Below are 26,746 nucleotides of genomic sequence, written 5' to 3' on the forward strand. Positions count from 1 at the left end.
ATCCCGGTTGCTGCGTAGAAGCCTGTTTGCTATTAAATAAATAGCTGCTAGCGCAGATGGAATAGGCGCCAGGGACTGATTTTCTTCGAGTTCTCGCAACCGCTCGCCTTCGGGCGGCAGGGTGGCCTCGCCCCGCTAGATTGCAATAACCAATGGTTATCCGTGGGTGAGAGGCCGGCCCAGACGGTCGTGCGGCTGGTTGGTAGCTGGTGGGGCACCGCAGTTCACACGGTTTCGATGGCGTTGCCCGCCATGCCGTGCAGTATGTCCATGAAGGCCCGCGCCGCCGGTGCCACGGGTTCGCCCAGGCGGGTGATCAGGCCGTAGTCGGGCATGCGGTCTGGCAGGTCGATGGGGATGCGGCCCAACAGGCCTTTCTTCACGTAGCGCTCGACCAGGGCGGCGGGTTGCAGCGACAGCATGTCGGTGGTCTGCATCAACTCCAGGGCAAACAGGAAGGACGGGGTTTCAACCATGCCCGACGTGAGCGCCAGACTGGCGCTGCTGAAGAAGGCATCCGACACCTTGCGCACGGCCGTGGAGCTGGGGTAGAGGATCCAGGGCCAGCGGGCCAGTTCGACCAGGTCCAGGGCCTGGGCGCCGCGCAAAGGGTGGTTCAGCCCGGCCACCACCTGCAGCGGTTCGCTGGACAAACGCTCGTACTGGAACTGGGTTTTCTGGGCCTCGTCGGTGAAGCGGCCGATCATCAGATCGATCTTGCGCTCGGCCAGCCAGACGATCAGCTGGTCGCTGCTTTGCTCCAGAATCTTGAGCACCAGCAGAGGTCGCAGGCGCTGGATTTCCGCGACCGCGGCAATCAGCAGGTGCGCGGCCGAGCCGGTGATGGCGCCAATCGCCAGGTGGCCGTGGCCGCCTTGCCGCAGGGCATTGAATTCATCGACAAATTTGCGGTGTCCGGTCAGCGCGCTGCTCGCATACCGCAGCGTGAACAGGCCCAGTTCGTTGGGCCGCATGCCGCGCGACAGGCGGTCAAACAGCCGCGAGCCGAGGATGTCCTCGATGTCCATCAGGATCTTGGTGGCCGCCGGTTGGGTGATGTGCATTTGCTCGGCGGTCAGCCGCAAATTGCGGGTGTGGCCGAGGATGTCTAAAAACTGGAGGTGCCGGAAGCGCAGGCGCCCGCAGGCCTGTGCGATGGATAAGGGTTTACCCAGGAAATCGTCCGTACTCATAACTGTTTGGAATGGATTCTAGCGAAAAATTCAGTGGACCTCCGCAGGTGCCTGGCCTAATCTCGGCTCTGCGCCATGCCAGCTCTGGACAGGGCTGGCGAGGGGCCGATGGGCGAACCATCGCAACAAAACTATGAGATTGGAGACATTCATGAAGCTGAAATCCCTCGCCCTGGCCGCCACGCTGTTGGCCGCACTTACCGGCCCGGTGGCTGCGCAAATCAAGGAGCATGTGTTCAAGGTCGGCATCGGCCTGAGCGACGACCATCCACAGGCTTTGGCCGTCAAGTATTTCGGCGAACAACTCATGGCCAAGAGTGGCGGCAAGATGAACGCCAAGCTGTTTGCCAGCGGCTCGCTGGGCAACGACGTGAGCATGACCTCGGCCCTGCGCGGCGGCACGTTGGAGATGACCGTGCCCGACAGCTCCACCCTGGTGTCGCTGATCAAGCCGTTTGGCGTGCTCAACCTGCCGCTGACCTTCAACACCGAACAAGAGGCCGATGCCGTGCTGGACGGCCCCTTTGGCCAGAAACTGCTGGCCAAGCTGCCGGAAAAAGGCCTGATCGGCCTGGGCTATTGGGAAAACGGCTTTCGCCACGTGACCAACTCGCGCCGCCCCATCACCAAGGCCGACGACATCGCCGGGCTGAAGCTGCGCGTCATCCAGAACCAGTTGTTCCTGGACACCTTCAGTGCCCTGGGTGCCAACGCCACGCCAATGCCGTTCACCGAGCTGTATTCGGCCATGGAGAGCAGTGCCGTGGATGGCCAGGAAAACCCGCCCGCCACCATCCTTGCCAGCAAGTTCTTCGAGGTGCAAAAACACCTGGTGCTGTCGCGCCACATGTACAGCGCCTGGGTGCTGCTGATGTCCAAAAAGACCTGGGACGGCCTGAATGCACAAGAGCAAAAAATCGTGCAGGATGCCGCCCGCGAAGCCACGTTGTATGAGCGCAAAACCATCCGCGCCTTCAGTGAAAAGGCCGTGGGCGAGCTGAAGAAGGCGGGCATGCAGGTCACCGAGCTACCCGCTGCCGAGCAAGCCAAGATGCGCACCAAGCTGCAACCCGTGCTGGCCAAGTTCAGCAAAGAGTTTGGCGAAGACACCACCGCCGAGATGGCGGGCGAGCTGGCCAAGCTGAGGAAATAGGTACACCCCCAGGCTACAGCACAAGCGCTTTTCGCCAACCCCCCTCGTATCTGTTTGAAAAACAGATACGACATGCAGGGGGCAACACCAGCAGTCTGGCAAAGCCAGTTCTGCGGTGTTTCTGGAAGGTGTGCGTTCTGCCTGTAGCCGGGTGCCGCGCCCATCGACCCAATTTGCCCCACTTTTCACAAGAAGCCACGCCATGGACACGCCAGAACGTCAACCTATCCGCCCGTTCCGCTCCCGCGAATGGTTCGCCGACCCGCAACGCTCGGACATGACCGCGCTGTACCTGGAGCGCTTTATGAACTACGGGCTCACGCCCGAAGAACTGCGGTCGGGCCGCCCCATCATCGGCATTGCGCAAACCGGCAGCGACCTGTCGCCCTGCAACCGCATCCACGTCGACCTGGCGCGGCGGGTGCGCGAGGGCATCCGCGATGCGGGCGGCATCCCGATGGAGTTTCCGGTGCACCCCATCTTCGAGAACTGCCGCCGCCCCACCGCTGCGCTGGACCGCAACCTGGCTTACCTGGGCCTGGTGGAGATTCTGTACGGCTACCCCATCGATGCCGTGGTGCTGACCACCGGCTGCGACAAAACCACGCCCGCGGGCATCATGGCCGCCAGCACCGTGGACATCCCGGCCATCGTGCTGTCGGGCGGTCCGATGTTGGACGGCTGGCACAACGGCGAGCTGGTGGGCTCGGGCACGGTGATCTGGCGCAGCCGTCGCCAGCTGGCTGCGGGCGAGATCGATGAAGAAGAATTCTTGCAGCGGGCCTGCAGCAGCGCCCCGTCGGCGGGCCACTGCAACACCATGGGCACGGCCTCCACCATGAATGCGGTGGCCGAAGCCCTGGGCCTCTCCTTGCCCGGCTGCGCCGCCATTCCGGCGCCGTACCGCGAGCGCGGGCAGATGGCCTATGCCACCGGGCGGCGCATCGTGGAGATGGCCTTTGAGGACCTGCGACCTTCGCGCATCCTGACGCGCGAGAGCTTTTTGAACGCCTTGTCGGTGGTGAGCTGCGCGGGCGGCTCCAGCAACGCCCAGGTGCACATCATGGCCATGGCGCGCCACGCCAGGGTGGATTTGCGTCCCCAGGACTGGACCACCCATGGCTACGACCTGCCCCTGCTACTGAATATGCAGCCCGCGGGCAAGTTTCTGGGCGAGCGCTTCTTCCGCGCCGGCGGCGTGCCCGCACTGATGTGGGAGCTGCAACAGGCAGGCCGCTTGCACGGCGATGCCTTGAGCGTTACCGGCCAGCCCATCGCCGCCAACCTGCAAGGCCGCGAAACCAACGACCGCGAGGTGATTTACCCGTTTGCCGCGCCGCTGATGGAGAAGGCGGGCTTCTTGGTGCTGAGCGGCAACCTGTTCGACTTCGGCATCCTGAAAACCTCGGTGATCTCGGCGGCATTCCGCGCACGCTACCTGAGCCGCCCGGGTTCCGAGGGCATCTTCGAGGCGCGCGCCGTGGTGTTCGAGGGCGCCGACGACTACCACGCCCGCATCAACGACCCCACGCTGGACATCGACGAAGGCTGCATCTTGGTGATGCGCGGCGCGGGGCCGATTGGCTGGCCGGGCTCGGCCGAGGTGGTCAACATGCAACCGCCGGACGCGCTGATCCAGCGCGGCACCATGACGCTGCCGACCCTGGGCGATGGCCGCCAGTCTGGCACCGCCGACAGCCCCTCCATTCTCAACGCCTCGCCCGAGAGCGCCGTGGGTGGCGGCCTGAGCTGGCTGCTCAGCGGCGACACGATCCGCATCGACCTGAACGCGGGAAGCTGCGATGCCCTGGTGTCTGCGGAAGAAATCGCCCGCCGCCGCCGCGAGCTGCCCGCTCCGCCCATCCCGCCCAGCCACTCCCCCTGGGAAGCGCTGTACCGCGAGAAAACCGGCCAACTGGCCGATGGGGCCACGATGGACTTTGCGCTGGACTACCAGCGCATTTCCGAAAAGACACCGCGCCATAACCACTAATTAGCCATTGAAAGAACAACATGAGCGAAGCTAACAACATACTTCCCCAAGACGGTCTGGCCGGCACCCTGGTGGGTCGCGTCTGGCTGGGCGGTACCCTACCTGGCCCGGCCGTGGTGGCCCTGCGGCCTGAGGGCGTGTTCGACCTGAGCGCGCAGTACCCGACCATGAGCACCCTGCTCGATACCGCCCAACCGGCCGAGGCGGTGCGCAAGGCCCCGGGCCAGCGGCTGTGCAGCGTCGATGCCCTGCTGGCCAACAGCCTGCCTGGCAGCCGTGACACCGGCCTGCCCTACCTGCTGGCCCCTTGCGACCTGCAGGTGGTGAAGGCGGCGGGCGTGACCTTTGCCGCCAGCCTGATCGAGCGCGTGATCGAAGAGCAAGCCCGGGGCGATGCCAGCCGGGCCCAGAGCCTGCGCAGCCAGGTCACCGGCCTGATCGGGGCCAGCCTGGCCGATATGCGCCCCGGTTCACCGCAGGCCATGGCGCTGAAGGCGCTGCTGCAGGAAAAAGGCCTGTGGTCGCAGTACCTGGAGGTGGGCATCGGCCCGGATGCCGAGGTGTTCACCAAGGCTCCGGTGCTGGCCTCGGTGGGCTGCGGTGAAGACATCGGTATCCGCTCCGACTCGGCCTGGAACAACCCCGAGCCCGAGGTGGTGCTGGCCGTCAACAGCCGCGGCGACATCGTGGGGGCGGCCCTGGGCAACGACGTGAATCTGCGCGACATCGAGGGCCGCAGCGCTCTGCTGCTGGGCAAGGCCAAGGACAACAACGCCTCGTGTGCCATCGGCCCGTTTATCCGCCTGTTCGACGCAGGCTTTGGGCTGGACGCGGTGCGCAACGAGACCGTGCACCTCCACGTGGCCGGTGCCGACGGCTACCAGCTGCGCGGCATCAACACCATGGCCAGCATCAGCCGCGACCCGGTGGATCTGGTGGCGCAAACCCTGTCGGCCCACCAGTACCCCGACGGTTTCATGCTGTTTCTGGGGACGCTGTTTGCCCCCATCGAAGACCGCGACCAGCCTGGCAGCGGCTTTACCCACAAGCTCGGCGATGTGGTCACCATCCGCAGCGCCTGGCTGGGGGCATTGCACAACCGCGTGGCGCACAGCGAAACGGCGGCCCCCTGGCGTTTTGGCCTGCGCGCCTTCATCAGCAACCTGGCCCAACGCGGCCTGCTGCAAGGCCAGACGCTCTGAATTAGCATGAACTTTAATATGTGCTTGCTACATAAAAAGTAGCTGCTGGCGCAATCAGTTACTGCGCCAGGGCCTGGTTTTCTTTAAATTCCCAAGGCCGCCTCTATGTCTTTTTCCAGGCTCTTGGGCGTGTCGTTCGGGGCGTAGCGCTTGAGTACCTGGCCGTCCTTGCCGACCAGGAACTTGGTGAAGTTCCATTTGATGAACTGGGTGCCGAGCAGGCCCGGGGCTTCGGATGTCAGCCACTGGTACAGCGGATCGGCGCCGCTGCCATTGACCTCGATCTTGGCCATCATCGGAAAGCTCACGCCGTAGTTCCGCTGGCAAAAGCTGGCGATCTCGTCGTTGCTGCCCTTGTCCTGCGCACCGAACTGGTTGCAAGGGAAGCCCAGCACCGCCAGGCCCTTGGCGCCATAGCTTTGGTGCAGCGCTTCCAGCCCGGCAAACTGCGGCGTGAAGCCGCAGGCGCTGGCGGTGTTGACGACCAGCAGAACCTGGCCCTTGAATTGCGCCAGGGCGACGGGCTGGCCGTCGATGCCGGTGGCGGTGAAATCGTAGATGGAGGTGCTCATACCGCCATTGGAGCAGAAGCGCGCCGAGTTTGCTCAGTCGCTGCGTGCCGCCAATAGCGATGCCAGCAGAATCAGCGCCGCCCCGACCAGGGTGCGCAGTGACAGCGTGGCAGCGCCCAGGGCGATCGACGAGACGCTGGCGAACACGATCTCGGTCAGCATCACGATGGAGCTGTTGCTGGACGACAGCCGCGCCGCGCCGTACTGCAGCCCCATATTGCTGATGAAGAACAGCAGGCCCATCGCCAGGATGGCGCTGGCCCAGCCGGCGTGCACGGTCGGCAGCGCGCTGGCCACGCCGAACTGCCCGCCGACCAGCGCCGCCAGCCCGGCCATCAGCACGCCGCCGCCAAACATCGCCACCATGCGCTCGGTGCCGGGCACATGCTGCTGGCGCCGCAGCAGCACCGTGGTCAGCGCAAAGCTGAAGCCGCCGAACAAGGCCAGCGCGTCGGCGGCCGAGAAACCCAGGCTGGCGACACTGGCCATGCCGTCTGCCGGCCACAGCACGATCAGCACCCCGGCCAGCGCCAGGGCCAGCCGCAGCAGCGATGCGCGCGTGGGCCGCTCGCCCAGCAGCAGCCAGGCCAGCAAGACCGCCCAGCCGGGCATCAGATAGAACAGCAGCACGACGCGCACCACGTCGCCAATCGCCACCGCCCAGTTGAAGCCCACATTGGTCATGCCGGTGGCCAGCAGCAGCCACCACAGGCCGGGCCGGCGCCACATGCCTTGCCAGGCGCGCGGCCGCCAGACCAGCAGGCCGAGCAGCGCGACCGCATACAGCAGCGAGGTCGACCACAGCGGGTGCAGGCCCGCATGCTGCAGCTGGCGGAACGGCCACCAGGACACGCCCCAGATGAAGGCGTTGAGCAGCAGAGCGAGAACGGGGAGCAGGGCGGAGGGCATGCAGATGCCCTAGCTATAGGGCGCTGAGAGTCAGTGCGTGTTGTCGGTGCGGGCCAGCATGAGTAAGTGGTCGACTTCGTCCTTGTGTAGGATGCAGTTGCTGGCGTGCCAGCGCTGGATCAGCCACATGAAGCCGGCGACCACCAGGCCGAAGGCGGTGATGGCACCGAACGACGACAGCCCCATGCCGGTGGACACGCTGTAGAACGCACCCAGGCCCAGGATGCACAGTTGCTCGTTGAAGTTCTGTACCGCAATCGAGCGGCCTGCGCCCATCAGGTTGTGGCCGCGGTGCTGCAGTAGCGCATTCATCGGCACCACCATGAAGCCGCCCAGGCCACCCAGGATGATCAGAAAGGGCACGGCGATCCACACGTTGTGGATGAAGTTCATCAGTATCACCAGCAAGCCCATGGCCAGGCCCAGCGGGATCACCTTGGTAGCCGTGTCCAGCCGCATGCGCATGGAAGCGGCAACTGCACCCACGGCGGTACCAATGGCCACCACGCCCAGCAGGCTGGTCGACTGGGTGATGCTATAGCCCAGGGCGGTGGCGCTCCAGGCCAGCACGATGTACTTCAGATTGCCGCTGACACCCCAGAACAAGGTGGTGGTGGACAGGGTGATCTGGCCCAGCTTGTCGCTCCACAGCCGCGAGTTGCAGCGCCAGAAGTCGGGCAGCAAGGCCAGGAAGTTGGACGGCATGGGCCGCATCTCGACGCCGGTGTCGGGGATGCGGGTGTTGAACCAGGCGGCCAATGCGTAGACGGCGATCAGCACGCTGATGGCGGCTTCGGGTGCGGTGTCGATGCCGGTGTTGATCAGCGGGATGTCGATGGCCAGCAGCTTCATCGACAGCATCGGGCTGACCAGCTGGCCGCCGAACAGCACGCCCAGGATGATGGAGGCAATCGTCAACCCCTCGATCCAGCCATTCGCCTTGACCAGCTGCGAGGCCGGCAGCATCTCGGTGAGGATGCCGTACTTGGCGGGCGAGTAGGCGGCGGCACCCAGCCCGACCACCGCGGTGGCCAGCAGGGGGTGCACGCCGAACAGCATCATCAGGCAGCCGACCACCTTGATGCTGTTGCTGACCAGCATCACCCGGCCCTTGGGAAAGGCATCGGCCAGCGCGCCCAGCCAGGGGGCCAGGATCACATAGAACAGCGCAAACATCGGCACCAAAGCCGCCTGCTGCCATTGGGCTCCGCCCGAACCCCGGATCATGGCCACCGACGCTACGAAAAGCGCTTGGTCGGCCAGTGACGAGAAGAACTGGGCCGACATGAGGGTAAAGAAACCGCGCTTCATTAAATACTTGTGGCGGCATCAGCTGGACTGATGCAGGTTGATTTAAGACATGTCTCCAGGGACAGCGGGTTATATCACGCGCTGGAATGCCAAAATCCGCAATAACCCCGGACCTAGCCCGCAACTCCGCCCCCCGACCCGAACGGACCCACCCCATGCCCCGCCCCATCCTGGCCACCATCCACACCGAATCCTTGCGCCACAACCTGGCCCGGGCCCGTGCCGCTGCGGGTGATGCCCGGGTCTGGGCGGTGGTCAAGGCGAATGCCTACGGCCACGGCATCGAGCGGGTGTTCGACGGCCTGCGCGGCGCCGACGGCTTTGCCCTGCTCGACCTGAACGAGGCCGAACGCGTGCGCGCCCTGGGCTGGCGCGGCCCGGTGCTGCTGCTGGAGGGCGTGTTCGAGCAGCGCGATCTGGAGCTGTGTTCGCGGCTGGACCTCTGGCATACCGTGCACTGCGACGCCCAGATCGACATGCTGGCCATCCACAAGACCAATGTGCCGCACCGCATCTTCCTGAAGATGAACACTGGCATGAACCGCCTGGGCTTTGCGCCGGAGCGCTACCGCTCGGCCTGGACCCGGCTCAACCTGCTGCCCCAGGTCGACGAGATCTCGCTGATCACCCATTTCAGTGACGCCGACGGCCCGCGCGGCGTGGCCGAGGCCATGGCCATCTTCAATGCCGTCACCGAAGACCTGCCGGGCGAGCGCAGCGTGGCGAATAGCGCGGCCACCCTGCGCCACACGCCGGGCGGCCCGCTGCAGCAGCCGGCACTGGCAGCCCAGGTGGCCGGCGACTGGGTGCGCCCCGGCATCGCCATCTACGGCAGCGCGCCGGACTTTCCGGCTTATAGCGCGGCCGACTGGGGGCTGCAGCCGGCCATGACGCTTGCTGCGAAAATCATAGCTACACAAGATTTACAGCCGGGCGCCAGCGTCGGATATGGCTCCAACTTTGTGGCCGGCGAGGCGATGCGCATCGGCATCGTCGCCTGCGGCTACGCCGACGGCTACCCGCGCATCTGCCCGACCGGCACCCCGGTGCTGGTCGACGGCGTGCGCAGCCGCACACTCGGCCGTGTCAGCATGGACATGCTGGTGGTCGACCTCACCCCCACGCCCCAGGCCCAGATCGGCACACCCGTCACCCTGTGGGGCCGGGCCGCCAACGGCGCGCTGCTGTCCATCGACGAAGTCGCGCAGGCTGCGGGCACGGTGGGCTACGAGCTGATGTGCGCGCTGGCGCAGCGGGTGCCGGTGGTGGTGGAGTAGGGCGGCGGTTGTCGCACAGCAAGGTGCTGTGCGATACTTTATCGATAGCGCGAGTACCAGCCTTCATCGGTGTCCCCCGCCCTTTTGGGATGCAAAACTGGGTGCTCAGTCCGCCGTTCCCTACGCCTTTTTATAAGCTTGCGGACTATTCCAGCATGTATTGACTATGTCCACTCGCAAATCGCTGTTCTTTTCCTTTCTGGACCGCTATGCGAGTCTGGCGATTTCCGTGGGTTCTTCTATGGTGATCGCCCGGCTGCTGACGCCTGCCGAAATCGGGGTGTTCTCCGTCACCATGGTGTTGCTGACCTTGGTGGCGTCGGTACGGGACATGGGCGCCGGCCAGTACCTGGTGCAGGAGCGCGAGTTGACCACCGAGCGCATACGCGCGGTGTGGGCGGTGCAGCTGGGTCTGGGGGTGGGTCTGGCGTGCCTGGTGGTGCTGGCCAGCTATCCGGTGTCCTTGTTCTACAAAGAGCCCCGCATGCGCGACATCATGTTGGTGATCGCCTTGAACTACGCCATCAACCCTTTTGGTTCGCTCACCTATGCCTGGCTGATGCGCGAAATGCGCTTTGAGAGCGTGGCCTTGATGCGGTTTTCGTCGGCGCTGCTCGGTGCGCTGGTGTCTATGGTCTTGGCCTGGGGTGGCCATGGTCCGATCAGTCTGGCTTTTGGCTCGCTGACGGCGACCGTGGTTGGTGCCCTGATGGCCAGCCACTACCGCCCCAAGTCGTTTCCCTGGATGCCGGGCCTGGGCGAGGTGCGTCGCGTGCTGAGCTTTGGCTCCAAGCTCACGGTCAGCTCCATCATCGGCGTGGTTTCCGGCGGAGCCCCCGAGCTGCTGCTCGGCAAGCTGCAGAACTTGACAGCTGCCGGTCTGTATTCGCGCTCCAACGGGCTGGTACAGATGTTCAATCGGCTGGTGATTGATGCGGTCGGTTCGGTTTGCCTACCGTGGTTTGCCAAACAGTCGCGCGAAGAAGGCGACTTCATCGCACCGTTTCTGAAAGCCACCGCCTACGTCACCGTGGTGGGTTGGTCTTTTTGTGTGGTGATCATTTGCCTGGCCCATCCCATCGTGCGGGTGCTGTATGGCACCCAATGGGACCAGTCGGTGGACCTGGCGCGCTATCTGTCGGTGGCGATTGCCTTCAGCGTGCCCGCATCGCTGTGCAATATTGCGCTGCTGTCGTCAGGCGCTGTGGCAAAGATTGCGCGGCTGACCGTTGTGAACGCACTCCAGACGGTGGCGTTTGTGGCGCTGGGCGCTTCGCAAGGCCTGGTGGCCTTGAGTCTGGCTGTCATCGTATCTGCAGCCATTAGCGCGGCGTATGCATTGCAGGTGACGGGGAAGCACCTCAAGTTGCCTTTGCGTGGCTTGTTGCACGCCGTGCGTCTGAGCGGGCAGGTGGCCTTGCTGACCGCTGTAGGCCCGGTGCTGGTGGTCGCCGAATTCGGTCTGTATCCAGAGACTTCCTTGCTACCCCTGGCATTGGGCGGTGCCAGCGCGCTGCTGGGGTTTGTGGCGGGTGTGATGGTGTTCAAGCACCCGTTGCAAGAAGAGCTGTTGTCGATCTGGGGCAAGATCAAGCGCTAATTCTGCAGTCCAGCCATAGCACCTCGTAAGGCGCCAGCGCCAAGCCCTCGCGCAGGCTGCGCACCGTGCCGCTGAGCAGGTCCACCGCCGTCTTCGGCTGGGCCGAAAACACCAACGCGGGGCAGTGCTGCGGCTGTTCGCTGAAGTTGGCCAGCACCAGCACGTGGGCGCCCCCTTTGCCGCGCATATAGCCGAGCACGCTGGGGTTGCCGGCGCGGAAGCCGGTCAGTTGGCCGCCGGCAAATACCTCCAGGCTGGACCGCACTTCGACCATGCGGCGCAGGCCCTGGTAGATCTGGCCGGGCACGCTGCTCTTTTTATTCCGCTGGCTGTACAGGCTGGCGCTGCGTGCCGGCCGATGTACCCAGCGGCTGTCACTGGCCTTGGCCGGGTCGTCCAGATAGCTATGGTCGTTCGGCGTGCCGACCTCGTCGCCCAGGTAGATCAGCGGCATGCCGCCGGTACTCAGGGCCACGCTGTGCAGCAGCAGGATGCGCGCCGGCGCCAGCGGGTCGCCTTGCTCGATGCCGGTCAGCGAGGCGCAGGTGCCGCTGATGCGGCAGTCACCGGTCGCAGGGTTGTCCTGGAACGGCACGCCGCGGGCAAAGCTGCCCTCGAAGCGGTTCACGTAAAACCGGTTCAGAAACTGCCGGTGCGGAAAGCCGTGGATGCCGAGCTGTATCGCGTCCTCGTCGGCAAATGTCCAGCCTATGTCGTCGTGGCTGCGCACATAGTTGACCCAGCTGGTGTCCGGGTCCAGGTTGTGGCGCTGCTCCAGCGCCTGCTGCAGCAGGTTCACCTCGCGCGTCGCCAGGCTGTTCCACAGCAAGGCCATCTGCAGTGGGTTGTAGGAGAGCTGGCATTCCTGCGGTGAGATGTACTTGACCACATCGTCCGGGTGCACGATGGCTTCGCTCTTGAACAGCATGCTGGGCGCGGCAATCCGCACCAGCGCGCTGAAGGCGCGGATCACCGTGTGCGCTTCCGGCAGGTTCTCGCACACCGTGCCGAGTCGCTTCCACACAAAAGCCACCGCGTCCATGCGCAGGATTTCGGTGCCCAGGTTGGCGATGGCCAGCATCTCGCCGGCCATGGCGGTGAACACCGCGGGGTTGCTGTAGTTCAGGTCCCACTGGAAGCTGTTGAAGGTGGTCCAGACCCAGCGGCCGTCGGCCAGCTGCGAGAACGCGCCCGGGTGCTGGTCGGGGAAGATCTCGCGCACGGTTTGGTCGTAGGCGTCGGGCAGCGTGCGGTCGGGAAACAGGTAGTAGAAGTCGGCGTACTGCGGGTCACCGGCCACGCAGGCGCGGGCCCAGTCGTGCTCATCTGAGGTGTGGTTGAAGATGAAGTCCAGCACCAGGCTGATGCCCTCGGCGCGCAGTGCGGCGGCCAGGGTCTGCAGGTCGGCCATGGTGCCCAAGGCCGGATTCACCTCGCGGTAGCTGCTGACCGCGTAGCCGCCGTCGCTGTTGCCGTCCGGGCATTTGAACAGCGGCATCAGGTGCAGATAGGTCAGCCCGAGTTCCTTGAAATAGGGGATCTGCTTCAGCAGCCCTTTCAGATTGCCGGCATACAGGTCCACGTAGCAGACGCCGCCCAGCATCTTCTGCGACTGGAACCAGCGCGGGTTCTTCTCGCGCTGCAGGTCCAGCGCCTGCAGGTCGGCCGGGCGCTCCAGCCAGGCGTCGAAGCCCACGGCCAGCAGCTCGACCAGGAAGTCCAGAAAGTCGGGCCGCGCACCGTACAGCGGGGCCAGCTCCTGCAGCAGGGTGGGGAAGTGGGCGTCCAGCCGGCTGGCAAACGCCTTCCAGGCCTTGCGCGCGGCCTTGGCCGCCGGGCGGGCCGCCAGCTGGGCGGTGACGTGCTGCTGGGACAGCTGAACTTGGTGGGCAACAGAAAGCATGGTGCGGCCAGTGTGTGGATGGAAAGAACGGCCGCGAGTGTACGCTCCAAAGCGCTTTGAGGCCCCCGCCGATTGAAGCCGCAAACACCTGGGCCGCGTACAGGGGAAACACTAGGCCGGCGCGGGCAACCTGCCCGATCAGCCTGCCGCTGCGCCCGCTATCCGGCCGGAGACGGCATGGCAATTCCATCAAAAGGGCTTTTGCCCATGACACCGGCCTGGCTACTATGGGCACTGGACGGTGCCGCCGGTGGATCGCAGCGGACGACTTATTTTTAAATAGAAAATGCTTGTAGCGCAGGCAGTACCTGCACTAGCAGCTATTTAAATCATAGTAGGCAGCCATTGTTTGAACCCCCGCGGGGAACTCACAGTCCCACCGGCCCTCCATCTAGAACAGCGGTGGCGGCCGATGCGGAGCATCATGGCCACCACGACCACAACAAAACTAGGAGGCTCGCATGCAGATCCAGATCAATACCGACCACAACATCGAAGGCCATGAAGGCCTGGCCAGCCACGTCACCGGCGTGGTACAGCATGCCTTGCAGCGCCTCAGCCCCCATATCACCCGCGTCGAGGTGCACCTGAGCGACGAAAACAGCGACAAGAACGCCCACCACGACAAGCGTTGCATGCTCGAAGCCCGGCTCGAAGGCCGGCCACCGGTCGCCGTGACCCACCATGCCGACACCTTGCACAAGGCGGTAGACGGCGCCGCCGCCAAACTGACCCGCAAAATCGACGACCTGATCCACCGCCTGCACGACCAGAAGGTGCGCAGCGACACGGTGATCGCCGCCGTGGTGCCGCCCGACGCCTAGCGCGCGGCCGGCCCGGTCCGCCGGCAGATTTAGAAGAAATCGGCCTCCAGCGCATATTCCACTAGCGTCAGCAGCTATTTAAACCATAGCAATCAAACGCCTCATCATGGCCAGGCCAGCCGGCGCCCGCGGCCGTGCGCGCCGGCCAGGGTGTAGAGCGACTGGGCCACGGTCAGGTCCTGCAGCGCGATGCCGGTCATGTCGAACACGGTGATGGCCTCGGCCGGGCGCTGCCAGCCAGTATCGGGCAGCAGCGTGCCGATCTCCTGCAGCGCACAGTCGGGCGCCCATTGCGACTCGCCCAGCTGGCGCGCCTGGGCTATGTCATCCACCACCAGCAGCGCCTGCTCCAGCAGGCCTTCGGGCAGCTCGCGCTTGCCCTTGGTGTCGGCGCCGACCGCGTTGATATGCGTGCCGGGCCGCACCGCGGCGCGCGAGAACAGGGGCTGGCGGCTGGGCGTGGCGGTGACCACGATGTCGGCGCGGGCCACGGCGGTATCGGCGTCAGGTGCATGGGTGATGCTGCAGCGCGGACTGAACAGCTCTTCCAGCACCGGGCTGGGCTGGCCTTGGGCGGTGACGTAATCCACCTGGGTCAGCGAGGGGCAGACGCGTAGCGCGTAGTCCAGCTGGATGCGGGCCTGCACGCCGCTGCCGAACAGGCACAGGCGGCGGCTGTCCGGCCGGGCCAACTGCTGGATGCCGATGCCGCCGGCCGCGCCGGTGCGCATGGAGGTCACATGGTTGCCGTCGAACAGGCCCAGCGGCCGGCCGGTGGCCGGGTCCATCAGCAGGATGGTGGCCTGGTGGGCGTCCTTGCCCAGGGCCCGGTTGGCGGGCCAGAAGCCGGCGACCTTCAGCCCCAGCGCCTGGTCGGCGGCGATGTCGCCCGACTTGATGCCGAACACCGTCTGCCCGCCCAGCGATTCGCGCACCAGCGGAAAGGTGCGGCCGCTGCGGTTGCTGTGGGCCTCGAAGGCGTGCCGCACGCAGCGCAGCGTGTCGTCGTGGGTCAGCAGGGCTTGCACGTCGGCGTTGTCGAGCAGCAGCAGGTCGTGGGGTGGGGTCATGGAGGTCTTTCGCTGGGGGTGTCTAGTTCTGGAAAATATATCTAATTTTAGATAAATAGTCAATTTCCAGAAAATAAGTCCAGCACCTACGCCACTGTGGTCGGCTACGATGCGGCTTTAGACAATTTGTCCAGGCCACCCACCATGCAGCCCAGCGCCAACCAGCATTTGTTCACCCAGCTCCAGCGGATCGCCGAGGGCCTGGGCAAGACCTTTGCGCCGTTTTGCGAGGTGGTGGTGCACGACCTGACGCATCCCAAGAACGCCATCCTGGCGATTGAAAACAACCTCAGCGGGCGCAACATCGGCCTGCCAGCCACCGAGCTGGGTCTGGCCCGCATCCAGGACCCCGATTACCCCGCGGTGATCGCCAACTACGCGAACCAGTTTGCCGACGGGCGCAAGGTCAAGAGCACCTCGATCGGTATCAAGAACGAGGCCGGCGACTATGTGGCGGCGCTGTGCCTGAACGTGGACCTGACCCTGTTCGGCGGCATCCAGGCGGCGATGGCGCAGTTCACCGCTATCGAATCCAGCGCAGTGACCGAAACCCTGGACGCTGCGAATGCCGACCGTATCCGCCAGACCATCGACGACTTTGCCGCCGCGCGCGCCACCACTTCGCGTGCGCTCAAGCCGGCGGACCGCAAGCAGCTGGTGCAGGATATCAAGCGCGCGGGCTACCTGGAGATCCGCCGCGGCGCCGAGATCGCCGCCGCCCACCTGGGTGTGTCGCGGGCCACGGTGTACAACGACGCCAAGTAGGGGTCAGACGCTGGAAGCGCTGACACTGACCTGCATGTCACTGACTTCCAGCGGCGTGTCGCCATAGTCCGAGATGAAGGCTACGTCGGCTGCGTCGCGGCCATAGGCCAGCACGATGCGGCCACCGCGCGGTGCGTCCTGGGTGGCGTCAAAGGTGTACCAGCGGTCGCCCACAAAGGCCTCGAACCAGGCGTGCAGGTCCATCGGCTCCAGCCCGTGCAGATAGCCGACCACGATGCGCGCCGGGATGCGCAGGCTGCGGCACAGCGCAATCCCCACATGGGCAAAGTCGCGGCACACGCCGGCGCCATGGGCCAGGGTGTCCAGCGCGTCGGTGGTGGCCGTGCTCACGCCGTACTGGTATTCCAGGTTGTCGTGTATCCAGGCGCGGATCTGCTCGACCTGGGCATAGCCGGGGGGCGCGCCGTTGACGATGCCCAGCGCGCGCTCGGCCATCTTGTCCGACGGGCAGTAGCGGCTTTGCAGCAGGTACAGCAGCGCGTAGTCGGGCAGCTCCTGCAGCGCTGTGGCGCCGGCCTCGGGGGCTACGGCGATGTCAGCGTCCACCTCTACCGTGGCGGCCACGGCGATCTGCGTGCTGCCCGGTGGCAACACCAGCCGCTGGCACAGGTTGCCGTAGCTGTCGATGTAGTCGGCGCTGGCCACCCAGGGCTGCAGTCCGTAGCTCTCCTGCAGCACCTGCTGGGCCTGGCCGTTGCGGGGTCGCAGCATGGCCACGATGGGGCACCCGGCGGCGCTGGTGACAGACAAGGTGCAGGTAGCGGTGAGTTGCATGGTGGTGGGCAGCAGTCAAATGTCCACAGCGTAGCGGCGTACCGCGACAAAGATGTAGGAGAACAGCGGTTCCTGCGGTCCGGCACCACGCTGGCTGGATTACATATCCGCTGTGCGCCACCAGTGGGTGGACGGCGCGGGCGCCTGCAGGTCCAGCCGCTCGCCCATGCGCGGGGCCACCACCGGCACCTGGGCTGCTGCGGCCAGCGCGCTGATGCGTTCGAACGGCTCGGTCCAGACATGCAGCGCCAGGTCGAAAGTGCCGTTGTGGATGGGCATCAGGTGCCGGCCCTGTACATCGATGTGGGCCTGCAGACTTTCTTCGGGCTGCATGTGCACGTCGGGCCATTCTTCGCCGTAGGCGCCGGTTTCGATCATGGTCAGGTCAAACGGGCCAAAGCGCTCGCCGATCTTCTTGAAGCCGTCAAAGTAGCCGGTGTCGCCGCTGAAGAACACGCGGGTATCGGCCGTCATCAGCACCCACGATGCCCACAGCGTGCTGCTGCCGTCCGACAGGCTGCGGCCCGAGTAATGCTGGGCCGGCGTGGCCACCAGGCGCATGCCGCCCAGCGTCGTGCCCTGCCACCAGTCGAGCTGCTGCACCTTGGCCGCCGGCACGCCCCAGGCGATCAGCCGGTCGCCCACACCCAGCGGCGTGATGAAGTGCGCCACCTTGGGCGCCAGCTGCAGGATGGCCGTGCGGTCCAGGTGGTCGTAGTGGTCGTGCGACAGGATCACACCGGTGATCGGCGGCAGGTCGGCAATGCCCATGGGCGGCGCGTGGAAGCGCTTGGGGCCGATGAACTGCAGCGGCGACGCACGCTCGGCAAATACCGGGTCGGTCAGCCAGAACTTGCCGTCCATTTTCAGCAGCATGGTCGAGTGCCCGAAGCGCCACAGGCTTTTGTCCGGCGCGGCCAGCAGCTCGGCCTGGGTCAGTGCCTGCACCGGCAGCGGCTGGGCCGGGGAGGCCAGCGCCGGCTTGTCCACCATGAAGCGCCACAGCAGGGTCAGCGTCTTCCAGGTGCCGATGGCGTGGCGTGGCACCGGGTTGCGGAATTTACCGTCGCTGAATTGCGGCGATGCGGTGTAGGTGGCGGTAGGCAGGGCGGGGGAGCAGAGGGTGTAGGCCATGGTGGTCAAGCCGATAAGGGCAATTTACGGGGTGAAGTAAAAAGTACACTGCACAGTGTAGTGCAATTGACAAAAAAAGTAAACTACGCGGTGTAAAATTTAGCCATGCTGTCTGAACCGTCTTTACCCACCCTGCTCACGCACCGCAAGCGCGAGGCCATCCTGCAGGCCGCCATCAGCGAATTCCGCGCCCATGGTTTTGCCGGCACCAGCATGGACCGCGTGGCCGCCGTGGCCGAGGTGTCCAAGCGCACGGTCTACAACCATTTCCCCAGCAAGGACGAGCTGTTCGCCGCCATCCTCACGCAGCTGTGGCAGCGCGCCCAGGGCCTGTCGGCCGTGGCCTATGAGCCCCAGCAGCCCCTGCGCGCGCAGCTGCTGCAATGCCTAGAGCAGAAGATGCGACTGCTCAACGACAGCAGTTTTCTGGACCTGTCGCGCGTCGCCATCGCCGAAATGATGCAGTCGCCCCAGCGCGCCCAGGCCATGGTGGCTCGCCTGGCCGAGAAGGAAGAAGGCCTGGTCACCTGGATACGCGCCGCCCAGCTCGACCAGCGGCTGCGCGCAGGCGTGGACCCGCAGTACGCGGCCGACCAGCTGCAAGGCATGGTCAAGTCCTTCGCCTTCTGGCCGCAACTGGCCTTGGGCCAGCCGCCGCTGGAGGCCGCGCAGCAGCAGCGTGTGCTGGCGGATTGCGTGGATATGTTTTTGGGGTTCTACGCTAGCCACGCCTAGGCTGCGCTGTTGATTGTGAAAGTGCTTGGGGAGGCAGACGGTTCACAGTGTGGGAGCCTGCGGTCAATCCACAGTGGAGCAGACGCAATGTCTGCGAGGGGCTCATTGCGGAAATTCAGAGCTCCTTAAAGCGGGCCACTACGGCGTCAGGTAGTATGTTGAACTGCAATACGGTAATTATCAGGCATGACAAATAAGGATAATAGCTGCAAACGAATTCACGCAGGCTGATGCAATTTTTCCTCGCTCTGCTTTCGTAATAATTCCGTCAAGAATTCCCGTAGAGTGGTGTTCAGCTCAATTCTAAGCCGCTGGGTTTGTTCGCGCCAGCGAGGAAGATCGACGCTAATTCCAAGCTCACCTCTCATCAACATCGCAAGTTCGTCCATACCTTCGGTCATTATTTCTATATCTGATTTAATGAATTCGCTATACGAAAACTGTAATTGCGACAATTCCTGCATTGTTTCTTTTAATTTTTCAAATGCCTTATCCGATATTTCTAATTGTGCATCGCACTCTCGTTGCAAGCGTCTAAATGCCTCAATGTCATTATCGCCTCGCAGGTTGTACTCTTTCATGGCGATAAGTAACTCAGTAATCTCCTTTTGTGCTTTTTCGCTTTCTTTTTCATGCATGCTTCTTTTTGAATGAAGATGTGCGTTGGGACTAAGATAAGCAATAGCACGCAAATAACCGATAGTAAATTTATTTGCGACGTCTCGCGCTTTCTCCGCTGTATCTAGATCGCTTATTAAAGTGACTTTTGCGACTGCAGCGAGAAATCCACTTAGACTCGACATGGGGTCAATTTCAGCAATGTTTAGCTTTGCGAGCGAGCCATAATAAACTTGCGCCTTCACTAGTTCGTCAACTGCTGATAGGTAAATCTCGCGCCGTGCAGCCGTAATTCGCGCTACGTGACCTTCACTTACCTTGTGTGCTATATCCTCTTTTTGACGGTCAGCATTCCCCGCAAGTGTCTGTCGAACACCTGACAACGTGATACGTGCCACCGTAACCGTGACGATAGCCGCGATCCCGCTACCAATAATCAAAGGATTGGCTAGAAGATAAGTGCTAACGGCAGTCAGAAGGGGAAGCACAAGTTCTGTGAAATGTTGGATTGACTCTTGCATCTGTGAACCTGTTATTTGATCGATAGACTCTGTAATCGTAGGTCCAATATAGCCAAGATTTTTGAGTCTTCGGAAGCTGGTGTGCGCTGCAGCGCACTTATCCCGATTTCCCCCAGACTTATACACCGCTTACCCCCAGACTTGCCCCTTTCACTTGGTGGATTTAGCTAGGACAATTGAGGCATGCTTAAATTACCGACACTTCCGGACCCTCTGAAGCACTTTTTTCATGATGGCCCGCTTGTACGACTGTGCGCGCTAATAATTGCACGTGCACCTTTTATTCTGATCAGCGCAGCCGCACTGGTGACTGCCTTGCACAAGGTCCCGTGAGTTTGAGATTTCTACGTCTTCTTTTGGCAGTTTCTACAGAACTATCCGCCTAATGTTTGAACAAAAGTGCCACAGCCAGAATCGCCGGTGAATTTTGAACAACCCTGACACGGAGTTGCTTGAGTCGCATCTTTTGTTTTACGGAAAAAAAGCACTGAATCTTTCGATTTTCAACCGATGTAGAGCTCATAAGCAATAGTTTTAAAAATTTAGATGGGTGTTGGTAGAAGTCGTTATTCTTTTCCCCCATCTTGGGGGGACTTTGCAGCATGTTCAATTTCTTGCAACTCATAAATCATTGCCTTTGCCAGAGTCTGATTTTCTTCATCCTCTTGTACAGCTTCGTGACCACCTTTGTGATGTGGTTCAATAAAAAATCGACTTGACTCATGGCGTGGCATCAAGCGTGTGACGGAGCGCCTCAAGTTTCTTTGCTCTATCAAAAAACGAGCCATCTCGTAAAAGAAGCCTGGGTCCAGTATTCATCTAAAGGGGCTCGTTGAATGACTACTGTTGACCGACTTCTGCTGATTATTCAGAATTCAAGCAATCCTTACAGAACTTCGGAAGATATTGGACAAATCGCTTTTCAATTTCATATGCGGCCTGCTGCTCCTCCGCGGTAAACACAAATGAGCGAGTACATTTTCTGCATTGGTAACGAATTCCCTCGTACTCCACCGCCTGTTCATCGTAGTGCCCAGTTGTACGCTGGCTACGCTTGCACCATTGCGAACGGTCTATTTGGATCCCCATGTGATGTAAGCGCTGTTTAACAACACCCCTTATGTTCGCTTCTGTCCGATAGCAGCCAGAAGCAGCCGGCTACATCTCTAGCTCAGTCAGCCATCCCGACTTCGCTCTAGCCTGTACAAAAAAGGCGGTCCGACGCATATTTAATCTGCGCTGAAAGCTATCAGATATAGAGCAAAAATTAAGTTCAGGACATCAATAGCGCACGGTGTTTTCGCTGGGTTGGACCAACCAATACAGCATCACCAACCAGCCAATCACCGGCAAGAAGAACAGCAGCTGCCACCAGCCGCTGCGGTCCGTGTCGTGCAGCCGGCGCGTGGTGACGGCGATGTAGGGCAACAGGGTGGCCAGCGAGAAGGCGGCCGACAGCTTGTCGCTGATGACGCCTAGCACCAGGGTGGCGATCAGGCAGAACAGCGCCCACCACCAGAATTCCGGCCGCGATGCGCGGCCGCCGAAGCTGGCGTATTGGGAGAAGCAGGTGCGCACGGATTCAGTGAACTGCATGGGACGACCTTTGGATGGACAAGGGGCCGAGGTTAGCGGGCTTCGGTGGCCGGCTGGTCCGCTCCATCCCCCATTTGCGGTAAATCCTAGGCCGCCTCAGCCACCCGGTCCAAGCCTTGCAGCAGATCGGCACGCAGCACCTCGGCAAAGCGGCGCAGCTTGGCCGGGTAGAACTGGGCATACGGGTATAGCAGGTACATCGGCAGCGGGGCGGCATGCCAGTCTGGCAGCAGGTGCAGCAGCCGGCCGGCGCGTACGTCGTCGGCCACCGCCCAGGCGGAGGCCACGCAGACGCCCAGGCCCATCAGCGCCGCGTTGCGCATGGCAAACAAACTATCGGTACTGATGCGCGGCTGCAGTGGCAGGCGCAGCTGCTCGCCGCCGCTGTGCTGCAGCGTGATGTCGTTGCGGTAGAAGGTGCGCAGGGCCAGCCAGGGCAGGGCGGCCAGCTGGGACGCGTGGCGAGGCAGTGGGCCATCGCCCAGCAGCGCGGGTGCGGCCACCACGATGCGCGGGATCTCGGCCATCTTCACCGCCACCACAGCCGGGTCTTCCACCGTGCCGACGTGGATCGCGCAGTCGATGCCGTCGGAGATGAAGTTGGGCGTGCCGTCGTGCAGCAGCCACTCCACCGCCACGCGCGGGTATTGGCGCAGGTACTGGGCCAGCGGCGCGATCAGCTGCTGCTGGCCAAACGCATGCGGCGCCATCACCCGCAGTGTGCCCTCGGGCAGGTCGTGGCTGCCGCGCAGGTCGGACTCGAAGGCCTCCCAGCGGCCCAGCAGCTCTTTGGCGCGGTCAAAGCAGCGCGCGCCGTCTTCGGTCAGCTGCATGGCGTGGGTGGAGCGCTGCAGCAGCTTGATGCCCAGCGAGCGTTCCAGCGCCTGCAGCCGGCGGCTCACCGTGGGCTGGGTGGCGCCCATCTGCGCGGCAGCGGCCGACAGGCTGCCGGCCTCGACGATGCGCACAAAGGTTTGCATCAGCTCGATGCGGTCGGGGGCTGTCTTCATACGCACAGCGTATATCAATTCTGCCTAGCACGGGCGTTCCCAGGGGATCGGGATTCCGGGACACTCAGGCCATTCCAAGATCCAAGGGTTTTCACCATGTCTTCTACCGTTATTACGCATAACCAACCCACCGCCGTCCTGCCCGGTGCGCTGGTGCTACTGCTGGCCGCCGGCGCCGGCCTGGCGGCGGCCGCGCTGTACTACGCCCAGCCCATGCTGGGGGTGCTGGGCAGCGAATTCAACGCCACGCCCGGCGCCATCGGCCTGGTGCCGACCTTGACCCAGCTCGGCTACGCGCTGGGCCTGATCCTGCTGGCGCCGCTGGGCGACCGCTTCGACCGGCGCCGCATCATCCTGGGCAAGGCGGCGGTGCTGACCCTGGCCCTGCTGCTGGCGGCGGCCGCGCCGAGCATCCAGGTGCTGCTGGTGGCCAGCCTGGTGATCGGCGTATCCGCCACGCTGGCGCAGGACATCGTGCCGGCCGCTGCCACCCTGGCGCCCGAGGCCAGCCGCGGCAAGACTGTGGGCACGGTGATGACCGGCTTGCTGCTGGGCATTCTGCTGTCGCGCGTGGTGTCGGGCTTTGTGGCCGAGCATGCGGGCTGGCGCGGCATGTTCGTGGTGGCGGCGCTGAGCATCGCGCTGCTGGGCCTGGCCATCTGGCGCGGCCTGCCGCGCTTCAAGGCCACCACCCAGATGCCGTATCTGGCACTGATGGCCAGCCTGTTCACCCTGCTGCAGCGGTACAGCGGCCTGCGCCGCGCCGCCCTGGCCCAGGGCCTGCTGAGCGTGGCCTTCAGCGCCTTCTGGTCGACCCTGGCGGTGATGCTGCATGCGGCGCCGTTCCACCTGGGCAGCGCGGCCGCCGGCGCCTTTGGCCTGGCCGGCGCCGCCGGGGCGCTGGTGGCGCCGATGGCCGGCCGGGTGGCCGACCGCAAAGGCCCCGAGGTGGTGACGCGCCTGGGTGCCGGCCTGGTGGTGATTGCCTTCCTGGCCATGGCGATGGGTGATGGCCCGCTGTGGCTGATCGCCGCCGGTGCTGTGCTGTTCGACTTGGGCGTGCAGGCCAGCCTGATCGCCCACCAGACCATCGTCTACGGCCTGGAGCCTGCGGCGCGCAGCCGGCTGAATGCGGTGCTGATGGGCAGCATGTTCATCGGCATGGCCAGCGGTGCCTGGCTGGGCAGCCAGGCGCTGGCCCAGTGGGGCTGGCAGGGCGTGTGTGGCCTGGCGGCCCTGGCCGGTATGGCCGCGCTGGCGGTACGCCTGTGGCCTGCGACCAAAATATAAGAAAAATAAGCCTCTAGCGCAGACAGTACCAGCGCCAGTAGCTACATTTTTTGTAGTGCATCGGCGCGCGCCTGGTCCAGCAGCGCGCAGAGCACCGGGTTGTCAATGCCGCAAGACAGCAGTTGCGCGGCGGGCCGGCTTGCAGGCTGGCCCAGTGCGCCGCGGTGCAGGTGCGAACGCACCGAGAACTCGCGCATGCCGCTACGCGCCGCCAGGGTTTGCAGCTCGTCGATCCAGCCCATGGCGCGCGTAGGCGCATGCTGCACCGCCAGGCCGCACAGCACGTCCAGCGTATAGGCCTTGCCCCACAGGTAGGCGTCGGGCAGGCGCACGCAGCGCGCGGCGGCGTCCACCAGGATGTCCATGGCCTGCTGCACCTCGCCCCGCGCGATCGCCACCAGGCCCAGGCCGCGCCCGGCAATGCCCTCCCAGCACGGGTCGCGCAGCTGGCAGCCCAGTGCAAACGCGTGCTCGAACCGGTCCGCCGCGGCCGCCACATCGCCCCGCAGCAGGTCGGCCTCGGCGCGCAGCGACTGCGGCCAGGGCAGGAACGCGGTCCAGCATTGCTGTGCCAGCGCGACGGACTGGTCCAGTGTTGCAATGGCAGCGGCCAGTTCACCCTGCAGCAGCAGGCAACGCCCGCGCATCGACAGCGCATAGGCGTGCTGCTTGGCGTCGCCTTGCGCGTGCGCCAAGGCCACGGCCGTGTCCAGCAGGGCCAGCGCCGGCGCATAGTGCGCGGTGTCGCTGAGCACTGCGCCATGCACGGTGGCAATGCGCGCCTGCTCGGCCGGGTCGTCGCGGGCCAGCGGTGCAGCCCGCTGCAGCCACACCAGCGCCCGCTCGTAGCGGCCACGCAGAAATTCCACATAGCCCAGTTCGCGGCATGCCGCGGCGGCCAGGCTGGGCGATGCATCCAGGCCCACGGCCAGCACCTCGTGCAGGGCTACCGCGCCTTCTTCGTCGCGCCCGCGGGCCGCGTGCACCAGGGCGCTGCCCAGTGCCAGCCTAGCGCGCGCCCGCAGCACGGCGTCGCCGGTGGCATCGGCTTCCACGATGGCGTGGCGCAAGCACTGCAGGCCGGCGTCCAGCGCGCCGGCCCCGATCGCCGCCTCGCCGGCGTTGATCTGCGCGATGGCGGCGGCGCGGCCGGTGGCGGGGCGCGCCGTGGGGGCGGCGGTCATGGTGGCCATCGCCGCATCCAGCGCGGCACCGGGCGGCACACCCAGTTCCCGCATGAACAAGGCACGGCAGGACGCCGCCTGGCGCGCCGCCCCCAGGCCATCGCCGGCGGCGGCCAGGCTGCGCACCAGCAGCGCCTGGTAGTTTTCATCCAGCGGGTTCAGGCCGACCAGCCGGGCCGCCAGGTCGGCCGCGTCGGGGGCACTGCCGGCGGCCAGGCGCGCCAGCGTGGCCTCGCGCAGCACTTCTTCGGTGGTGGCCCGCAGGTGCCGGCGCTCGGTGGCCAGCCACACATCGAATGATGGGCTTTTGCTGAACGCCAGGCCTTCGAGCAGCGGCCGGTCCAGGCCGGGTACACGCAGCGCGTCGGCCCAGCGGCCGCGGGTGACGACCTGGATGTCCACATACACCGTCGGCGGCAGGCGCAGCGCCAGGGTTTCGCCACGCAGTTCGTCCAACCCAAGCATGCGGCGCAGCTCGCTGAGGTTCCAGCGCAGTGTGGCCAGCGGGTCTTCGGCCTCTTCAAACAGCAACTCGGCCAGCCGTTGGCGGCTGGCCGGTGCGGTGTTGCACAGCAGGTAGGCCAGCAGGCCCCATACCTTGCGGCCGCGCGGGCTGGGCAGGGCCTGGCCGTCCCGCTCGATCCGGGGCACGCCCAGCAGATGGATGGCCAAACCCATGGCGGGTACCTGCTGCGGCCCTAAGCCTCGGCCGTGGTCGGGTCGATGGTGCCCACCACCTGCGCCACGCTGTCCGCCGGGAAGCCACCGCGTTGCGCATGCTCGCGCACCAGCGCCTCGTTGGCGGCGTTGTAGACGCAGTACATCTTGCCGTCGGTGACATAGCTGTGCACCCACTGCACGTCCGTGCCCATGGCCTGCAGCACGCCGCAGGATTTTTGGGCGGCGGCCTGCAGCTCGCCGAGCGCCCAGGTGCCGAGGCCGGGGATGTTGCGTTCGATGACAAATTTAGGCATGTGCGTGTCCTTTCAAAGTGGATAGGGACCCCGAAGCTAAGGTGTCTGCGTGTGAGCCAGCGTGTGAACCCGTGGGTGCCGGCGGCAGTCCTTCGCAGGCCGGCTGGGTGCCCTGTACATTGGCCACGCGGCGGCGGGTGGGCTCGGCCCATCCGAGGGCCTCTGCGGCGTAAGAATCCAGCTCGGACCGGTCCAGCCCCAGGTCGCGCAGCGCATGCGCATCCAGAAGGTGCTGTGCGCTATATTGTTGGCGACGCTGGCGCCGGTACGCAAGCCTGTCGGCCCACCAGAGCCAGAAAGACCGTGCCAAGCGGGGCAGGCGGGAGGGTGTAGCAGAGGCAGCCATACAGAACTCCGTGGAAGTGGATGTAGGCCGCTACCGTAGGCCGCGCCAGTGTGAGCCAGCGTGTGAGCCCGGCGCAGGGCTTGTATATAGAGAAATAGGCTTCCAGCGCTTGCTTACTCTGCGATAGCCGCTCTATTTTTAATAGTAAAGAACCACCATGTCACATTCCAGCCAGGTCACCGTGTCGCTGCCCTCGTTCGGCCAAAGGCTGAAACGCCTGCGCCGCAGCAAGGGCTGGAAGCAGGCCAGCATCGCCGCGCTGGCCGGGGTGAACCAGGCCACGGTGTCGCGCTGGGAGGCGGGCACCGTCCTGCCATCGGAAGACACCATGCAGGGTCTGTTGAGCGCGCTGGCCTCGGCACCGGCGCAGGATGCCGCCTTGCAGCGCCTGGTGCAGCACTGCAGCCAGCCCGCGCATCTGGTCACCGACGTGGACCACCGGCTGCTGGCCGCATCCCTGCCGCGGCAGCAGATCTGGGGCGTGCCGGTGGCCGGTTTGCTGCACACCTCGCTGTGGCGCTTTGCCACCGAAGACATTGCCCAGGCCGAGGCCCAGCTCGGCGCCAGCGGCTGGTGGGAGCAGCATGCGCCCGCGCCGGTGCTGGTACAGGTACGCACCGCGCAAACCGTGGGCCTGCAGATCCGCCCCAGCACCATGCTGTGGGAGCGGGTCTGGCTGGCCAACGGCTTGCCGGCCCGGCTCTGCACCACGCTGAGCAGCCACGCATAAGTTATGCGTTGACGGGGGTCTGGCCGGCCGGCACCATCGGC

25 protein-coding genes are annotated in these 26,746 nt (G+C 64.4%); 10 read left to right on the top strand and 15 right to left on the bottom strand.

Annotated elements, in window-relative coordinates; all coding sequences use genetic code 11:
- Positions 1–224: 224 nt before the first annotated feature.
- Positions 225–1,193, bottom strand: coding sequence for a LysR substrate-binding domain-containing protein (locus J2X19_RS18005; protein ID WP_310375199.1), 969 nt, complete (start codon positions 1,191–1,193; stop codon positions 225–227).
- A 151-nt stretch (positions 1,194–1,344) separates the two neighbouring features.
- On the opposite strand from J2X19_RS18005, the gene J2X19_RS18010 reads away from it, so the two are divergent.
- From J2X19_RS18010 to J2X19_RS18020, 3 genes are all read left to right on the top strand, one after another.
- Positions 1,345–2,346 (top strand): TRAP transporter substrate-binding protein, encoded by a 1,002-nt coding sequence (locus J2X19_RS18010; RefSeq protein WP_116607548.1) that lies wholly within the window; start codon positions 1,345–1,347, stop codon positions 2,344–2,346.
- Positions 2,347–2,548: 202 nt separating this feature from the next.
- Entirely contained in the window at positions 2,549–4,339 is a 1,791-nt protein-coding gene (locus tag J2X19_RS18015) for an IlvD/Edd family dehydratase (RefSeq protein WP_310375200.1), read from the top strand.
- Positions 4,340–4,359: 20 nt separating this feature from the next.
- Positions 4,360–5,541 carry a fumarylacetoacetate hydrolase family protein gene (locus J2X19_RS18020; RefSeq protein WP_116607546.1) on the top strand — a complete coding sequence of 394 codons (1,182 nt, stop codon included), beginning with the start codon at positions 4,360–4,362 and terminating at the stop codon, positions 5,539–5,541.
- Positions 5,542–5,624: 83 nt separating this feature from the next.
- Here J2X19_RS18020 and J2X19_RS18025 read toward each other — a convergent pair whose 3' ends face one another.
- Genes J2X19_RS18025 through lplT form a run of 3 tightly spaced genes read right to left on the bottom strand, consistent with a single transcriptional unit; the run spans position 5,625 to position 8,333 of the window.
- Entirely contained in the window at positions 5,625–6,113 is a 489-nt protein-coding gene (locus J2X19_RS18025; RefSeq protein ID WP_310375201.1) for a glutathione peroxidase, read from the bottom strand.
- Positions 6,114–6,146: 33 nt separating this feature from the next.
- Positions 6,147–7,022 (bottom strand): DMT family transporter, encoded by an 876-nt coding sequence (locus J2X19_RS18030; RefSeq protein ID WP_310375202.1) that lies wholly within the window; start codon positions 7,020–7,022, stop codon positions 6,147–6,149.
- A 30-nt stretch (positions 7,023–7,052) separates the two neighbouring features.
- Positions 7,053–8,333: a lysophospholipid transporter LplT gene (gene lplT, locus J2X19_RS18035; protein ID WP_310375203.1), complete on the bottom strand. Its 1,281-nt coding sequence runs from the start codon at positions 8,331–8,333 to the stop codon at positions 7,053–7,055.
- 155 nt (positions 8,334–8,488) lie between these two features.
- Here lplT and alr point away from each other — a divergent pair, with 155 nt between their 5' ends.
- Together alr and J2X19_RS18045 are read left to right on the top strand one after the other, a co-directional pair.
- Positions 8,489–9,610, top strand: a complete 1,122-nt coding sequence (alr, locus tag J2X19_RS18040) for an alanine racemase (RefSeq protein WP_310375204.1) — start codon at positions 8,489–8,491, stop codon at positions 9,608–9,610.
- 166 nt (positions 9,611–9,776) lie between these two features.
- The gene (locus J2X19_RS18045) at positions 9,777–11,210 is read left to right on the top strand and encodes a lipopolysaccharide biosynthesis protein (protein WP_310375205.1); all 1,434 of its coding nucleotides are present in this window, start codon (positions 9,777–9,779) and stop codon (positions 11,208–11,210) included.
- On the opposite strand, the gene J2X19_RS18050 is transcribed toward J2X19_RS18045, so the two are convergent.
- Positions 11,200–13,113, bottom strand: coding sequence for an alpha-amylase family glycosyl hydrolase (locus J2X19_RS18050; protein ID WP_310375207.1), 1,914 nt, complete (start codon positions 13,111–13,113; stop codon positions 11,200–11,202). The two genes, J2X19_RS18045 and J2X19_RS18050, sit on opposite strands and share 11 nt — an antisense overlap.
- A 461-nt stretch (positions 13,114–13,574) precedes the next feature.
- Here J2X19_RS18050 and J2X19_RS18055 point away from each other — a divergent pair, with 461 nt between their 5' ends.
- Complete coding sequence (locus tag J2X19_RS18055) at positions 13,575–13,937, top strand: HPF/RaiA family ribosome-associated protein (RefSeq protein ID WP_116607540.1); 363 nt, start codon at positions 13,575–13,577, stop codon at positions 13,935–13,937.
- A gap of 104 nt (positions 13,938–14,041) precedes the next feature.
- Here the strand turns inward: J2X19_RS18055 and J2X19_RS18060 are convergent, their stop codons facing one another.
- Positions 14,042–15,007 (bottom strand): ornithine cyclodeaminase family protein, encoded by a 966-nt coding sequence (locus J2X19_RS18060; RefSeq protein WP_310375209.1) that lies wholly within the window; start codon positions 15,005–15,007, stop codon positions 14,042–14,044.
- 144 nt (positions 15,008–15,151) lie between these two features.
- Here J2X19_RS18060 and J2X19_RS18065 point away from each other — a divergent pair, with 144 nt between their 5' ends.
- Positions 15,152–15,772, top strand: coding sequence for a helix-turn-helix transcriptional regulator (locus J2X19_RS18065; protein WP_310375211.1), 621 nt, complete (start codon positions 15,152–15,154; stop codon positions 15,770–15,772).
- A 3-nt stretch (positions 15,773–15,775) separates the two neighbouring features.
- Here J2X19_RS18065 and J2X19_RS18070 read toward each other — a convergent pair whose 3' ends face one another.
- Together J2X19_RS18070 and J2X19_RS18075 are read right to left on the bottom strand one after the other, a co-directional pair.
- Positions 15,776–16,567, bottom strand: coding sequence for a transglutaminase domain-containing protein (locus J2X19_RS18070; RefSeq protein WP_310375213.1), 792 nt, complete (start codon positions 16,565–16,567; stop codon positions 15,776–15,778).
- Positions 16,568–16,666: 99 nt separating this feature from the next.
- Entirely contained in the window at positions 16,667–17,701 is a 1,035-nt protein-coding gene (locus J2X19_RS18075; RefSeq protein WP_310375215.1) for an MBL fold metallo-hydrolase, read from the bottom strand.
- A 105-nt stretch (positions 17,702–17,806) separates the two neighbouring features.
- Here J2X19_RS18075 and J2X19_RS18080 point away from each other — a divergent pair, with 105 nt between their 5' ends.
- Positions 17,807–18,436 carry a TetR/AcrR family transcriptional regulator gene (locus tag J2X19_RS18080; protein WP_310375217.1) on the top strand — a complete coding sequence of 210 codons (630 nt, stop codon included), beginning with the start codon at positions 17,807–17,809 and terminating at the stop codon, positions 18,434–18,436.
- A gap of 218 nt (positions 18,437–18,654) precedes the next feature.
- Here J2X19_RS18080 and J2X19_RS18085 read toward each other — a convergent pair whose 3' ends face one another.
- The 5 genes from J2X19_RS18085 to J2X19_RS18100 form a co-directional block, all read right to left on the bottom strand.
- Positions 18,655–19,575, bottom strand: coding sequence for a hypothetical protein (locus J2X19_RS18085; RefSeq protein ID WP_310375219.1), 921 nt, complete (start codon positions 19,573–19,575; stop codon positions 18,655–18,657).
- A gap of 566 nt (positions 19,576–20,141) precedes the next feature.
- Complete coding sequence (locus tag J2X19_RS18090) at positions 20,142–20,309, bottom strand: hypothetical protein (RefSeq protein ID WP_310375221.1); 168 nt, start codon at positions 20,307–20,309, stop codon at positions 20,142–20,144.
- Positions 20,310–20,439: 130 nt separating this feature from the next.
- Entirely contained in the window at positions 20,440–20,664 is a 225-nt protein-coding gene (locus tag J2X19_RS25930) for a zinc-ribbon domain containing protein (RefSeq protein ID WP_405048684.1), read from the bottom strand.
- A 192-nt stretch (positions 20,665–20,856) separates the two neighbouring features.
- Positions 20,857–21,171 carry a DUF805 domain-containing protein gene (locus J2X19_RS18095; RefSeq protein WP_310375223.1) on the bottom strand — a complete coding sequence of 105 codons (315 nt, stop codon included), beginning with the start codon at positions 21,169–21,171 and terminating at the stop codon, positions 20,857–20,859.
- Positions 21,172–21,257: 86 nt separating this feature from the next.
- Positions 21,258–22,181, bottom strand: a complete 924-nt coding sequence (locus tag J2X19_RS18100) for a LysR family transcriptional regulator (protein WP_310375225.1) — start codon at positions 22,179–22,181, stop codon at positions 21,258–21,260.
- A 96-nt stretch (positions 22,182–22,277) separates the two neighbouring features.
- Between J2X19_RS18100 and J2X19_RS18105 the strand changes: the two genes are divergently transcribed.
- A complete protein-coding gene (locus tag J2X19_RS18105) occupies positions 22,278–23,471 on the top strand; it encodes an MFS transporter (RefSeq protein ID WP_310375227.1) in 1,194 nt (397 codons plus the stop codon).
- Positions 23,472–23,512: 41 nt separating this feature from the next.
- Here J2X19_RS18105 and J2X19_RS18110 read toward each other — a convergent pair whose 3' ends face one another.
- Both J2X19_RS18110 and J2X19_RS18115 read right to left on the bottom strand, forming a co-directional pair.
- The gene (locus J2X19_RS18110) at positions 23,513–25,333 is read right to left on the bottom strand and encodes an AfsR/SARP family transcriptional regulator (protein ID WP_310375229.1); all 1,821 of its coding nucleotides are present in this window, start codon (positions 25,331–25,333) and stop codon (positions 23,513–23,515) included.
- A 20-nt stretch (positions 25,334–25,353) separates the two neighbouring features.
- Positions 25,354–25,629, bottom strand: coding sequence for a DUF4242 domain-containing protein (locus J2X19_RS18115; RefSeq protein WP_310375231.1), 276 nt, complete (start codon positions 25,627–25,629; stop codon positions 25,354–25,356).
- A gap of 503 nt (positions 25,630–26,132) precedes the next feature.
- Between J2X19_RS18115 and J2X19_RS18120 the strand changes: the two genes are divergently transcribed.
- Positions 26,133–26,705, top strand: a complete 573-nt coding sequence (locus tag J2X19_RS18120) for a helix-turn-helix domain-containing protein (RefSeq protein ID WP_310375233.1) — start codon at positions 26,133–26,135, stop codon at positions 26,703–26,705.
- The last annotated feature ends 41 nt before the right edge of the window (positions 26,706–26,746 follow it).

The sequence above is a fragment of the Rhodoferax ferrireducens genome (assembly GCF_031458075.1).
Lineage (GTDB): Bacteria > Pseudomonadota > Gammaproteobacteria > Burkholderiales > Burkholderiaceae_C > Rhodoferax_B > Rhodoferax_B ferrireducens_A.

Excerpts from the sequence above, each read along its gene's own strand:
- J2X19_RS18005 (WP_310375199.1), bottom strand. The coding sequence starts at position 1,193 with ATGAGTACGGACGATTTCCTGGGTAAACCCTTATCCATCGCACAGGCC.
- J2X19_RS18010 (WP_116607548.1), top strand. The coding sequence starts at position 1,345 with ATGAAGCTGAAATCCCTCGCCCTGGCCGCCACGCTGTTGGCCGCACTT.
- J2X19_RS18015 (WP_310375200.1), top strand. The coding sequence starts at position 2,549 with ATGGACACGCCAGAACGTCAACCTATCCGCCCGTTCCGCTCCCGCGAA.
- J2X19_RS18020 (WP_116607546.1), top strand. The coding sequence starts at position 4,360 with ATGAGCGAAGCTAACAACATACTTCCCCAAGACGGTCTGGCCGGCACC.
- J2X19_RS18025 (WP_310375201.1), bottom strand. The coding sequence starts at position 6,113 with ATGAGCACCTCCATCTACGATTTCACCGCCACCGGCATCGACGGCCAG.
- J2X19_RS18030 (WP_310375202.1), bottom strand. The coding sequence starts at position 7,022 with ATGCCCTCCGCCCTGCTCCCCGTTCTCGCTCTGCTGCTCAACGCCTTC.
- lplT (WP_310375203.1), bottom strand. The coding sequence starts at position 8,333 with ATGAAGCGCGGTTTCTTTACCCTCATGTCGGCCCAGTTCTTCTCGTCA.
- alr (WP_310375204.1), top strand. The coding sequence starts at position 8,489 with ATGCCCCGCCCCATCCTGGCCACCATCCACACCGAATCCTTGCGCCAC.
- J2X19_RS18045 (WP_310375205.1), top strand. The coding sequence starts at position 9,777 with ATGTCCACTCGCAAATCGCTGTTCTTTTCCTTTCTGGACCGCTATGCG.
- J2X19_RS18050 (WP_310375207.1), bottom strand. The coding sequence starts at position 13,113 with ATGCTTTCTGTTGCCCACCAAGTTCAGCTGTCCCAGCAGCACGTCACC.
- J2X19_RS18055 (WP_116607540.1), top strand. The coding sequence starts at position 13,575 with ATGCAGATCCAGATCAATACCGACCACAACATCGAAGGCCATGAAGGC.
- J2X19_RS18060 (WP_310375209.1), bottom strand. The coding sequence starts at position 15,007 with ATGACCCCACCCCACGACCTGCTGCTGCTCGACAACGCCGACGTGCAA.
- J2X19_RS18065 (WP_310375211.1), top strand. The coding sequence starts at position 15,152 with ATGCAGCCCAGCGCCAACCAGCATTTGTTCACCCAGCTCCAGCGGATC.
- J2X19_RS18070 (WP_310375213.1), bottom strand. The coding sequence starts at position 16,567 with ATGCAACTCACCGCTACCTGCACCTTGTCTGTCACCAGCGCCGCCGGG.
- J2X19_RS18075 (WP_310375215.1), bottom strand. The coding sequence starts at position 17,701 with ATGGCCTACACCCTCTGCTCCCCCGCCCTGCCTACCGCCACCTACACC.
- J2X19_RS18080 (WP_310375217.1), top strand. The coding sequence starts at position 17,807 with ATGCTGTCTGAACCGTCTTTACCCACCCTGCTCACGCACCGCAAGCGC.
- J2X19_RS18085 (WP_310375219.1), bottom strand. The coding sequence starts at position 19,575 with ATGCAAGAGTCAATCCAACATTTCACAGAACTTGTGCTTCCCCTTCTG.
- J2X19_RS18090 (WP_310375221.1), bottom strand. The coding sequence starts at position 20,309 with ATGCCACGCCATGAGTCAAGTCGATTTTTTATTGAACCACATCACAAA.
- J2X19_RS25930 (WP_405048684.1), bottom strand. The coding sequence starts at position 20,664 with ATGGGGATCCAAATAGACCGTTCGCAATGGTGCAAGCGTAGCCAGCGT.
- J2X19_RS18095 (WP_310375223.1), bottom strand. The coding sequence starts at position 21,171 with ATGCAGTTCACTGAATCCGTGCGCACCTGCTTCTCCCAATACGCCAGC.
- J2X19_RS18100 (WP_310375225.1), bottom strand. The coding sequence starts at position 22,181 with ATGAAGACAGCCCCCGACCGCATCGAGCTGATGCAAACCTTTGTGCGC.
- J2X19_RS18105 (WP_310375227.1), top strand. The coding sequence starts at position 22,278 with ATGTCTTCTACCGTTATTACGCATAACCAACCCACCGCCGTCCTGCCC.
- J2X19_RS18110 (WP_310375229.1), bottom strand. The coding sequence starts at position 25,333 with ATGGGTTTGGCCATCCATCTGCTGGGCGTGCCCCGGATCGAGCGGGAC.
- J2X19_RS18115 (WP_310375231.1), bottom strand. The coding sequence starts at position 25,629 with ATGCCTAAATTTGTCATCGAACGCAACATCCCCGGCCTCGGCACCTGG.
- J2X19_RS18120 (WP_310375233.1), top strand. The coding sequence starts at position 26,133 with ATGTCACATTCCAGCCAGGTCACCGTGTCGCTGCCCTCGTTCGGCCAA.